Source organism: Actinomyces acetigenes (assembly GCF_031296635.1).
Lineage (GTDB): Bacteria > Actinomycetota > Actinomycetes > Actinomycetales > Actinomycetaceae > Actinomyces > Actinomyces acetigenes.
This window is the reverse complement of sequence record NZ_JASPFC010000015.1, coordinates 67,071-79,349: the sequence shown is the minus strand read 5'-3', so window position 1 is coordinate 79,349 and position 12,279 is coordinate 67,071. Positions and strand designations below refer to the sequence as shown.

General features: G+C 64.0%; 6 protein-coding genes. All 6 read right to left on the bottom strand.

The window, feature by feature from the left end; genetic code table 11:
- A partial coding sequence (locus tag RIV14_RS07840) for an AAA family ATPase (RefSeq protein ID WP_309325099.1) occupies positions 1-2,295 on the bottom strand: 2,295 nt, incomplete at its 3' end.
- On the bottom strand, positions 2,292-3,617 hold the full coding sequence (locus RIV14_RS07835) for a metallophosphoesterase family protein (RefSeq protein WP_075373502.1): 1,326 nt from the start codon (positions 3,615-3,617) through the stop codon (positions 2,292-2,294). The genes RIV14_RS07840 and RIV14_RS07835, both read right to left, overlap by 4 nt.
- Before the next feature lie 51 nt (positions 3,618-3,668).
- A complete protein-coding gene (locus tag RIV14_RS07830; protein WP_075373501.1) occupies positions 3,669-6,779 on the bottom strand; it encodes a tetratricopeptide repeat protein in 3,111 nt (1,036 codons plus the stop codon).
- Between the two features lie 42 nt (positions 6,780-6,821).
- A complete protein-coding gene (locus RIV14_RS07825) occupies positions 6,822-10,256 on the bottom strand; it encodes a tetratricopeptide repeat protein (protein WP_075373500.1) in 3,435 nt (1,144 codons plus the stop codon).
- A gap of 300 nt (positions 10,257-10,556) precedes the next feature.
- Positions 10,557-10,838 (bottom strand): SemiSWEET family transporter, encoded by a 282-nt coding sequence (locus RIV14_RS07820; RefSeq protein ID WP_218637947.1) that lies wholly within the window; start codon positions 10,836-10,838, stop codon positions 10,557-10,559.
- A gap of 319 nt (positions 10,839-11,157) precedes the next feature.
- Positions 11,158-11,994: an undecaprenyl-diphosphate phosphatase gene (locus RIV14_RS07815; RefSeq protein WP_075373499.1), complete on the bottom strand. Its 837-nt coding sequence runs from the start codon at positions 11,992-11,994 to the stop codon at positions 11,158-11,160.
- Positions 11,995-12,279: the final 285 nt, after the last annotated feature.

Sequence of the window (12,279 nt, the reverse complement as noted above, 5' to 3'; positions counted from 1 at the left end):
GCGCCCGGCCAGGTCCTCGACGCCGTCGGCTGCGGCCCGCGCCGTGGCCAGGGCGGTGGCGGCCGCCTCCAGCGCCTCCTTGGCGGCGGGGACATCCATGCCGTCACTGGCGCGCTGGGCCTCCTCAAGCCGGGTGGCACAGGCGTCTCGCTCCCGGACGGCGCCGCTGAGTGCCTCGTCGGCCTGCCGCTGCTGCTCCTCGGCGGCCTCGACCTGCTGACGGGTGGCGCCGTCGGTGCCGGCGGTGGCGGGGGAGGGGTGCGTGGTCGAGCCGCACACGGGGCAGGGCTCGCCCTCGGTGAGCTCACCGGCGAGCGCCCCGGCGGTCCCGGAGATCCAGGCCAGGCGGGTGGCACGAACCCGTTCGGTCGCCTCCCGTGCGAGCGCCGCCGCCTGAGCGCAGGCGGCATCTCGCTGGGCGAGCTGGGCGCTGAGCTGCTCGACGGCGAGGGCGGCTCGGTGGCGCTCCTCGGCGCGGGTGCGGCGGTCTTGAAGGCCGTCAAGGCGTTCGTGGGCGGCGCGCGCAGCCTCCAGCGTCTCCACCAGGGCGGTGCGCTGCGTGGGGCGCTCGGCGAGCTTCTCCGCGCGCTGCTCCAGGTCGGCGGCGGCGCGCTGCAGCTCCGCCTCCCGCTGCTGCAAGGCGCTTTCGCGCTCGGGGAGGCCGGCCTCGAGGTTCACGAGGGCCTCGAGCTGCCCGTGCTCGCGACGGCAGCGGTGCGCCAGGTCGTCGAGGTCGTCGGTGCTCAGGGCCTCAGCTTGGGTCTTCTCGGATACGTCGGCCGCCACAGGGGGCTCTGCCGCGTCCGAGTTCTGTGGGGCCGTGTCCACTTCGGCATCGCCGGCCCTCGCCTCGCTGGGATCGGCCTCGAGGGCGGTGAGCTGGCGCTCCGCCTCACGGACCAGGGGCTCGACGAGGGCGGCGGGCGTCAGAGCGGCACCATGACTGTCAGCATCGCGGCCGGTGGCCTCCTCCACGCTGCCGGCACTGGTGACGCCGGCCTGTTCGGCCAGGTGGGCCAGTCCGCTCTGGTCGGCACGGGCGGCCAGTGCGGCGACGGCCTGCTGGGCGCGGTGACGGGCGGCCTGCTCGGCGACCAGGTAGGGCCGCACCCGGGAGGCGCGCTCGGCGGCCTGGAGACGCCGGGCGTCATCGGCCTCCTGCTCGGCACGCTCAGCCAGCCGCTCATTCTCCTCAATGAGGGCCCGGCGCCGCTCCAGGAGGTCGTGGAGACTCTGGGCCTCCTCACGAGCCGACTGGGCCCGAGTGAGGGCCGTCCCCGCGGCCTCAGCCCGAGTATCGGCCAACGCGACTCGGTTGCGGGAGGCCTCTAGCACCTGGGCGCTGACGCGGCGAAGAACCACCAGGTTCGGGGCGGCGCTGGCCATCGCCGCTTCCAAGGCCTGGGCCGGTGCCTGGGCAGGGGCGGCGTCGGCCTTCTTCGACTCCGCGCGGTCGGCGTCGTGAACAGGCAGCGGCAGTGCCTCCTGGGTCCCTTCGGGCGGGGCCTCCGGCGACGAGTTATCCGGTGACGACTCCTCTGGGTGAACCGCCCGAGCGGCGTCGTCGGTCTCCTCACCGGCATCTGCGGTCTCAGTGGGGGAGGGGACCTCGGTGAGGAGGGGGTGCCGGCCCAGGGAGGCGACCTGACCGCGCAGGTCGGATGCGGCCTGCTCGACCCGCCGGGCCCCGTCCCGGGAGGCCTGGATGAGGCCGTCCTGGATGGCGTCGTAGATGCCGGTGCCGAAGACGTCCTTGAGGAGGTGCTGGCGCTCGGAGGAGTCGGCGCGCAGGAACCGGGCGAACTTGCCCTGCGGCAGGACGACCGTCTGCGTGAACTGCTCCCGGCTTAAGCCCACGGCGCGCGCGATCTCCGCGTCGGCGTCACCCACGCGGGTGACGGGCTCGTCGAGCGGCTCCCCACCGACCTCAGCCAGGTGCCAGAGCTTGACGGTGCCGTTCTGGGTGGTGGTTCCCTGGCCGCGCCGCTTGGCTCGCTCGTAGGTGGGGGTGCGGCGCACCCGGTAGACGCCGGCACCGGTGGAGAAGACGAGCTCGATGACGCTCTCGGTGTGCGGGCCCACGAGGGTGGAGCGAATGCGCTCCTTGGAGGAGTCGGCCGAGTCGGCCACGTCCCCGTAGAGGGCGAAGACGATCGCGTCGATGATGGTGGTCTTGCCCGACCCGGTGGGGCCGGTGAGCAGGAAGCGGCCGGAGGCACCCACCGCGTCGAAGTCGATGTGCTCCCGCCCCGCGTAGGGGCCGATGCCGGTCATGGTCAGGGAGTGGATCCTCATCGCTCGCTCCTCGCGCTGGCCAGGGCGGACTCATAGGCGCTGCGCAGGACGCTGCGCTCGGAGGGCTTGGGGGCGCGCCCGCAGACGTCGTCGAAGAAGTCCTCGGTGATGCGCAACGGGTCGGCCGTGGCGGTGACGGCGATGCGCTCGCGGGCGGTGCGCGTGGGGGCCTCGTGCTGGAAGGCCAGGAGGCTGCCGAAGCGCTCCTTGAGGGTGGCCAACGCGCCGGGTGGCCGCTCGCCCTGGAGGATGACGCGCACCCAGGCGCCGGTGGCGTCGTCGAAGGCGGGGGAGAGGAGCTCGGGCATGGTGCCGGTCAGGGTGCGCACCTGGTGCAGGACCGGGGTGGGGATGCGCTCCAGCCCGGTGACGCCGTCGGTGCCCAGGTCCAGCAGGACGGAGGACTTGGTGGTGGCACTGCGGGCGCCTTCGGCCTCGTCGAAGGAGAAGGGCAGGGGTGAGCCGGAGTAGACCAGGCGCGGACCGGCTGGCCGGGTGAGCTCCTGGGGTCGGTGGAGGTGGCCGAGGGCCACGTAGTCCAGGCCGCCGCTGCGCTCGGCCAGGGGCGAGCCGCCCAGGGTGGTGAAGACCCCGGAGGGCACGGAGTCGACGCCGCCGACGCGGATGTCCCGCTCGGACTCGCAGGCCTCACCGCCGATGACGAAGGCGTGGGCCATGAGCAGGCTCGGCAGGCGCCGGCTGCGGCCTGCGCGCAGGCGGTCCAGGTCCGCTGCCACGAGGCGCAGGGCGGCGGAGACGACGGCCTCGTGGGAGCGGGGCAGGCGCGGGCGCTCTGGCGGGTCGGATTGGGAGGCGGCATCCCCGCTCTCGGCCTGGTCTTCCCCTGCTGTGTGCTTCGCGGGGGTCACCTCGCCGAGGCGTTCGGCGAGGAGGGGCGGGAGGAGCTCGCGGGCGGCGTCGGGGTCGAGGTAGGGCAGGGCGTGGACGATGGCGGCATCGTTGCCCTCGGCGTCGGGCAGGATGATGCCGCGGTCGAGGCCGGCGGTGCGGGCCCGGATGATGAGGCCCTCGCGCATGAGGTCGGCGGCGAAGCCGAGGCGGCGGGCGGAGTCGTGGTTGCCGGGGGTGAGGACCACCCGGGTGCGCTCGGTCAGGCGGCGCAGCGTCTCATCGAGGAGGGCGACGGCGTCGTTGGGCGGGATGGCGCGATCGTAGACGTCCCCGGCGACGAGAACGGCGTCGACTGACTCGGTGGTGACGAGCTCGACGAGGTGGTCGGCGAAGGCGGCGTGCGCGTCATCGAGCACGCGCCCGTGGAAGGTGCGCCCCAGGTGCCAGTCGGAGGTGTGGAGGATCCGCATGCCGACACTGTCTCACAGCCCACCGACATCAAAGACGGCGCCCTGTGACGGTTAGTCGCCAGTCTTCTGGCCCTGGTTCTCCTCGGTGCCGTTCTGCTCATCCTCTTCGGAGTCCGACGGCGTCTTAAAGAGTTTCTCCGCATCCTCAATTCTTCCAGCGACGCGATATGCTACAGCGAGTAAAATCTGTGTCTCTAAGGTATCAGGGTGTCTAGTTCCGAGAATGCGACTGCGACCTTGCAAGGCAAGCTTGCAATGTGAAATTCCTTTATTTATTTGTTTTGTGGAAAAATATTCAAAGGCGAGGTTGTGGTGCAGAGATAATAGGCTTGGATGCAGGGGGTCCATGTATATTTTGCATAACTCTAATGTATTCTTGTTTAGTTCTATAGCTTCAAGTTGTCTGTCTACAAGGAAATACATGTAGGCGAGGTTAACGCGAGTCTCAATAACATTCGATGTCGCTACTCCTTGCATGTGTGCGAAGGATGCAAGATTTTGCTCTAATAGGGAGGCGGATTTCCTGTACTCTCCAGATTTACTATAAAATACGGCGAGATTGGTGCGTAATTCAAATAGCGTAGGAGATTCTGCAGGTAGAATTCGTTCACCTTCAGAGAGGGCTGCTTTTTGCAGCTGGATAGCTTCTGAAATGTTGCCGGCTGCTAGATTGCACGATGCTAGACCTTCCTGAATTGTGAGGCATAGGACTTTATCCAAGAGTGTTGTGCGTGCGGCTTCCTTAGCGCACTCTTTGAGTAGGCCGAGTGCTTTCGTGTTCTGGCCGACATGATGATAGGCCATGCTCAGTTTAATTTTGCACCTAATTGTCTCAGGAGTGTTCGGCCCAAGGTCGTTGCGACATTCTTTCATTGTGGATTCGAGTAGGCGAACAGAATCGTCAAACCTTCCGGCCAGCATGTAGGAGTCTCCAAGATTAATTTTTACTGCAAGAATTTTTGCACTGTCTTGGGAGGTCGTTTCGAGTACTTTAATGCTGCGTTCTTGGCAGTTGATGGCTTTGTCGATCATTCCGAGAGATTCGTAAGAGGAGGCCAGGTTATTTAACGTGCCCGAGACTTCCATTGAATTCTGTTGTGAGACATAAACTAGAAGATTTTTCTTGAATATGGGGGAGGCAAGGTCGGGACGACCGGCGTCCTGGTAGGCGCTAGCCAGATTGTTTTGCAAAATGAGGGAGTAGTGGTGAGTTCTTCCCAGTATTCTGGTAATTTTTGCTACCGTTTTGTCGAGAGAGAATGCTACTTGCGGCATCCAGTCATCTGACAAATGGTTAAGGGTTCTCGCTGCCACTTCCACGATACCGGGGTGAGACAGTATAATTTGTGAATAGTACTGTGATGTAATGGATTGGAGTTGTTCTACTAGGTCAAGTGTGTCTTCGCGACCCTCTTCAATATTCTTGGGGTCGTTAATTCTGGCGTTGTTGAGAAGGCTGATTACTGTGTTGACCGCCCTAGTTTCAACTATTTTGTCTCCGAACTGATTCTCCCGAAATGATTGACATTGAAGACGATGTGCAAAAATTTTCCTACTGTCATGTGTTTTTTGGAAGATGGATCTACTGATAAGAAATGAGGTGACATCTCTGACGATTTTTGGGTTATCGCTAAAGTTAAACAGCCAGCGGGTTGGTACGCCAGAAGCGGCAAGAAGGGATATCGTGCTGAGAAGTGATATAGCGATGCTCTCCTGTTGAGGGTGCTGGGTTCTGAGCTGCTCCAAGGCCTGTTCGTACGCCATGAATAGCGCGACGCCGACAGCCTCTGGGTAGTCATCGCCCTCGAGGCGACTGATGCTTGACTCGAGCGGGTGGGTGCTCAATCTTATGAAATACTCTGATAGGGAGTAGTGTCCCCACTTGGCTGTTGCTGCGGCTTGGGTCACGGCGACAGGGAGGTCGCCAAGCGCGTCCGCGATCTGATCTGCTGCATCGCGGTCAGTGTCGCCAGTGCGTCCGCAGAGAAGAGCGATCGACTGCTCCCGTTCAAAGACGTCGACCGTCAACGGAAGCCATCCCAAACTGTCCCAGTCGAGGTGGCGCGTCGTGGTGATGATGACCCGGACTCCGCTGCCCTCGGGGATGAGGGCTCGCAGGTCGTCGAGGTTCTCCACGTTGTCGAAGACGAAAAGGCGGTCCTCCGCATCTGCTGAGCGCAGCTGATCCAGGAATCGCTGAACAATAGTCTCCGGAGGAATGTCCTTCGGTGCATCGATACCGATGCGCAGTGCGAGCTCGTAGAGATCGGCAATGAGTTCCTTACGTGAGCCTGCATTGATCCATGCGACTAGGGGCCAGCACTCCTCTTCGCACCTGGCTGCCACCACGGCGGCCAACTGTGTCTTGCCGCTTCCTCGCATCCCCGTCAGCACTGTACGAGGCTCGGCGCGGGTGAAGATGGCATCGAAGAGCTCATCCTGCCCTTCTCGCTTGATGAAGCCTGCGGCGACCCTGGGGCGGCTACCGAAGCGAATCCGCGTGGGTAAGGCAGGTCGGCCCTGCGGGATCGCGCTATGGATCTCCTTGATATCCGTAGCCATAGCCCCCAGCAGCCCGTGAGTCTCTGCTTGTCCCTCCAGCAGTTGCTCCTGCCCGACAAGTAGCTGTTCCTGGCCTGCGAGCAGCTGCTTGAGCGCAGCGATGTCGAAAGCCCGCGAGCCTGGAGCGTGACGGATGAACTCGTCGGCGACGATGCGGGTCAGGTCATCGAAGAAGGACTCGGCCGCCGCCTCGACGTTCTGGCGGCGACCAGCCGTCCGCCGTTGGAGATAGGTCTCGAAGTTGTCCGGGAACCGCACCGCCTTCAGGACTGTGGCGTCGTCCCCGCTGAGCTCCTTGAGTGCCATCTCCATCTCGGTGACGGCTCCAGCCAGGGCGGATTGAGTGGCTCCGGTCCGCTCGTATCGTTCGCCGGCGTTGTCCACCTGCTTCTGAAGCTGGGCCTTGATAGACGCCTCCAGCGTATTCTCCTGTCCACCTCGCCCCTGCTGCAGACGTCTCAGGCTGCGCCATGCGTTGAGGGCCTCGCCAGGCAGCGATGCCGCGCTGCTCCATGAAGGATCGACGGCCACAGCGGCTCCGCGCATGAGCAGCCCGGTGATGCTGGCAGACAGGACAGCGAGGGAGAGGGGATCGGCCATGCCGCTATCGTACAAGCGGTCAGCGGCGCCGAAACCGAATTCTCACGGCGTCCCGAAGAGCTTCCTCGCCTCCCCGGCTCTCCCCGCGGCAAGGTAGGCATTGGCGAGGTGATTGCGGGTGTTGAGGGTAAGGGGGTGGTGGGGGCCTAGAAAGTAGGTGCAGTCGGTGAGGGTCTGCTCGAACAGGGGGATGGCCTCGTGGAGCCTGCCGGCGGCTTGGTAGGCGCCGGCGAGGTTGTTACGCGTGTTGAGGGTGTCGGGATGGTGGGGACCCAGAACGTAGGTGTGGTCGGTGAGGGTCTGCTCGAACAGGGGGATGGCCTCACTGAGCCTGCCGGCTGCCTGGTAGGCGCCGGCGAGATTGTTGCGCGAGGTGAGAGTTCGGGGGTGGTGGGGCCCTAGAATGCGGGCGGAGTCGTCAAGGGTCTGCTGGAGCAGGGGGATGGCCTGATCGAGTCTGCGGGCTGCCTGGTAGGCGCCGGCGAGATTGTTGCGCGAGGCTAAGGTGTCGCGGTGGTCGGGCCCCAGAATACGGGTGCGGTCTTCGAGGTTCTGCTGGAGCAGGGGGATGGCCCGGTCGAGTCTGCCGGCTGCCTGGTAGGCGCTGGCGAGGTTGCCGCGCGAGGCCAAGGTCTCAGGATGGTGGGAACCCAGGACTCGGATGAAATCGGTGAGGTTCCGTTCGAACAGGGCGATGGCCTCGTTGATCCGGCCGGCTGCCTGGTAGGCGCCGGCGAGCTTGTCCCGCCAGGCCAAGGTTTCCGGATGGTCGGGGCCCAGGACGCGGGTGAAGTCGGTGAGGTTCCGTTCGAACAGGGCGATGGCCTGGTCGAGTCTGCCGGCTGCCTGGTAGGCATTGGCGAGGTTGCCGCGCGAGGTGAGGGTGTCAAGGTGGTCGGGACCCGCGAGACGGGCGAAGTCGGCGAGGTTCTGCTCGAAGAGGGCGATGGCTTTGTCGAGCCTGCCTGCTTCCCGGTAGGTGCCGGCGAGATGGTCGCGTGAAGTGAGGGTACGGGGGTCGTGGGGGCCCAGGACGCGGATGGAGTCCTCGAGGTTCTGCTCGAACAGACGGATGGCTTCGTCGAGCCTGCCCGCTTCCCGGTAAGCGCCGGCAAGGTTGCCGCGCGAGGTGAGAGTGACAGGGTGAGCAGGTCCCAGGGCACGGGTGCGGTCTTCGAGGTTCTGCTCGAACAGACGGATGGCTTCGTCGAGCCTGCCCGCTTCCCGGTAGGCACTGGCGAGCGTGCTACGTGAGGTGAAGGTGTCGGGGCGGTCAGGGCCCAGAATGCGGATGAAGTCGGTGAGGTTCTGCTCGAACAGGGCGATTGCCTCATCCAGTCTGCCCGCATCCCGGAAGGCGCCGGCGAGACTGTGGCGTGAGGCCAAGGTTTCAGGGTGGTCGAGGCCCAGGGTGCGGGTGCGGTCTTCGAGGTTCTGCTCAAAGAGGGAGATGGCTTCGTCGAGCCTGCCCGCATCCTGGTATACGCCGGCGAGCGTGCCGCGTGCGCTGAGGGTGTGTGGATGGTCGGGACCCGCGAGACGGGTGAATTCCTCGAGGTTCTCCTTGTACAGGGAGATGGCTTCGTCGAGCCTGCCCGCATCCCGGAAGGCGCCGGCGAGACTGTGGCGTGAGGCCAAGGTTTCAGGGTGGTGGGGGCCCAGGACTCGGGCGACGTCGTCGAGGTTCTGTTTGTACAAGGTGATGGCTTCGTTGAGCCTGCCTGCATCCCGGTAGGTAGCGGCGAGGTTGTTACGTGCGGCCGAGGCGCCGGGGCTGTCGGGACCCATGATGCGCATGGCGTCTGCGAGGATCTGCTTGAACAGGGTGATGGCCTCGTCGAATCGGCCCGCTTCCCAGTAGGTGTCGGCGAGATTATCGCGCGCGGTGAGGGTGCTGCGGTGGTCGGGGCCCAGGACGCGGCTGCGGCCGCTGAAAACCTGCTCGTACAGGGTGATGGCCTCCTCGAGCCTGCTGCTCGCTCTGTAAGCGCCGGCGAGGTTGAAACGTGAGGTCAGGGTGCTGGGGTGGTCAGGGCCCAGGACGCGGATGGAGTCCTCGAGGTTCTGCTCGTACAGGGCGATGGCTTTGTCGAGCCTGCCGCTCGCCCGGTAGGTGCCGGCGAGACTGTTGCGTGAAGCCAGGGTATCGGGGTGGTGGGGGCCCAAGACGTCGCAGGCCTGGGTCACGGAGTCAGTGAGACAAAGGGCTAGCTGCGACATCCCAAGGCTGGTCGCGTCGTGCAGTGTCTCGGCGAGCTTTGAAGACACCCGTGGCTCAGAGAATAATGAATGGGAGTGGTCCTGTGATGTGACTGAGAGAAACTGCTCGATGAGATGGTGGGGCTCGTCTCGCCGCTGTTCAACATTCTCTAGGCGGTCTATGTCAATCCGGCCGAGAAGTGTTGCAGCGCACCTACGCGCCTCACCGAGCTTCTTCTGGTCATTCAGGTAGGTTTCCCGGTACACGTGTCCCTGGAGCCAGTGAATAATGGTCTTGTTGCCGTCGCTGGATTCTTGGAAGATAGCGGCGCTCTTCAGGAAAGACAAGGTGTCGCGTACTGCATCGGAGTCGCCGTCGAGCTTTAAGAGCCAGTGAGTCGGCACTCCGGAAGCAGCCAGGAGGGACAGTGTGTTGAGGAGCGATACGGCGATCCTCTCCTGCTGAGGATGCGTGGTTCTGAGCTGCTCCAAGACCTGTTCATAGGCCATGAGCAGCGCCGTGCCGACGGCGTCGGGGTAGTTGGCACCCTCGAGGCGACTGATGCTTGACTCGAGCGGGTGATGACTGAGCCTGTCGAGGTAGCCGGATAAGGCGTATCCGCCCTGTTGTGTTGTCGCGGCGGCTTGGGCTATGGCGAGGGGCACGTCGCCCAGCGCATCCGCGATCCGGTCAGCAGCTTCGCGGTGAGTGTCGCCAGTGTGCTCGCACAGGAGGGCGATCGACTGCTCCCGTTCGAAGGCGCCCACCGTCAACCGCAGCCACCCCGGACCGTCCCAGTCGAGGTGGCGTGTGGTAGTGATGAGGGTCCGGACTCCAGCACCCTCGGGGATGAGGTCTCTCAGGTTGTCCGGATTCTCCACGTTGTCGAAGACGAAGAGGCGGTCCGCTGCCTCTGCTGAGCGCAGCTGATCCAGGAGGCGCTGAACAATGACCTCCAGAGGGATGTTCTTCGGTACGTCGATACCGATCCGCAGCGCGAGCTCGTAGAGGCCGACAAGGATCTCCTTGCGTGAGGTCGCATGAATCCACGCAACTAGGGGCCAGCCCTCCTCCTCGCACCTGGTTGCAACCGCAGCGGCCAGCTGAGTCTTGCCGCTTCCCCGCATCCCCGTCAGCACTGTGCGAGGCTCGGCGCGAGTGAAGACGGCGTCGAAGAGCTCATCCTGTTCCTGCCGCTTGACGAAACCTGCGGCGATCGCGGGGCGACTTCCGAAGCGAATTCGCGTAGGAGAAGCGGATGGGTGGCGTGTGGTCATGTTGCGGATCTCCCCGATGTCCTTGGGTGTCGTCCTCAGTGGCTCGTGAGGCTGTGCTTACCCCAGGGGAAGCTGTTCCTGCTCGGCCATGAGCTGTTTGAGTGCGTTGATGTCGAAGGCGGCGTGCGCGTCGTTGAGCACGCCGCTCGTGGAAGGTATGCCCCGGTGCTAGTTGAAGGCGTGGAGGAGATCCACATGCAGACACTGTCTCACAGCCTACTGACATCAATGATGACGCCCTGCGGTGTCAGTTGTCAGCATCCTGGGAGCGGCTGGAAAGTGGTCACCTCCCAAGAACTGCTAGATAAGAGCCGTGCTGGCTGCAATCAACCCGAAGATGACTCCCGGAAAGTTAGCTGCAGCCAGCGGTAGGTCGCGTTTCTCTTTGCATAGTCCATAAATGACCCACAACGTGCAGTTCACTGCTGCTACGGATGGCTGGATGAAGTCTCCCTTGTTACCGTGCAAGTTGCCGATAATTTGTGGAATGTACGACACGTACATCATCACTGACATCGCAGTTGCGACCCACCCGAGAGTCTGCATGCGCTTCTCTTTAGTTTGTGCGCGTTCCTCTTCCACTTGCGTCCCTTCTTGCGTGGTTGGTTTGCGGGAATGAGGGGTCTGATCGCAGGACGAAATAAGGGGTGAGGATGTTGGCTTGGGCGGCCGTTGCGCCTGTGAGTGACTCTCTTGTTTTATCTTATCGCGAGGATTGTGTATGCGGAATGCAGCGAATGTGTGATGTGTGTTGGAGGGTGTCGCCCCTCGAATCCGGGCTGTGCGTGTCAGTCTCGGGTTCCACAACGTGTCACTAATGTCCTGACATAGAACCGATATCTAGTGTCAGAGACATCATGCCCACGCGAGGAACGCTGACGTCAGGGAATAGAACTCGGCGTCAGGCGGCGATGGTGCCGGCGGAGACCAGGACGATGATGATCAGGCCCAGCAGCACGCGGTAGACGAGGAAGGACGTGAACTTGTTGGAGGACACGAATCGCAGCAGCCAGGCGATGGTCGCGTAGGCGACGATGCCGGAGACGACGGTCGCGATAATGGTGGGCGTCCAGCCCACGGTGTCACTGATGGCGCCGGCCTCGGTGACGGCCTCCAGTAGTCCGGCCGCGACCAGGGACGGAATCCCCATGAAGAAGGACAGGCGCGTGGCAGTCACCCGATCGAACTTGAGGAACAGGCCGGCCGAGATCGTCGCCCCGGAGCGGGAGATGCCGGGGAGCACCGGGGACAGGGCCTGGAACGCACCGATGATGAGGGCGTCCTTGACGGTCACGTCCTTCATGCCCTTGGTGAGGTTCTGCTGGCGGTCGGCCAGCCACATGACTGCCGACCAGATGATGAGGGCCCCGGCGATCACCCACAGGGAGCGGACCGATTCCTCGATGAATCTCTTGAGCAGCAGCCCGACGACGGCCACCGGGATCGAGCCCAGGATGATGCCCCAACCGAGCGTGTAGTCGGGGTCCTGGCGGGCCTGCTTGTTGCTCAGGCCCCTGAACCAGGCGGTGACGATGCGGACAATGTCTGCCCAGAAGTAGATGATGGCGGCGAGGATCGCGCCGACCTGGATGACGGCGCTGAAGGCTGTTGTGCCTGGTTGAGTGATGTCGTGGCCGAGCAGTGTCTCGACGATGTTGATGTGTCCGGTGGAGGACACCGGGAGGAACTCGGTAATGCCCTCGACGATGCCGAGGAGGACGGCGTGCAGCCAGTGCAAAGGGACTCCTGGGGTGGATGGGTTGTGGACTCATGGCAGGTTACCGGCGCACGAGGTGGGGGGAACGGCCGGGGCACTGTGGTACCCGCCGCAGCGGTGGCGGTTCAGCCGTGCGGCGACACCGGGGCAAAGGCCCAACTCTGTGGCCGCGTATCAGTTTGTGCCCCTTTTATAACGTTAGAGGCGTGGCAAGCCCAGCCCGTGTGATCCCGGCGTGTGGCCGGGGAGTGGTCGCTTCCGCCATGCGGTGTCCAGTAGCCCCCCATCCTCGTGCGGCGTGGCGCT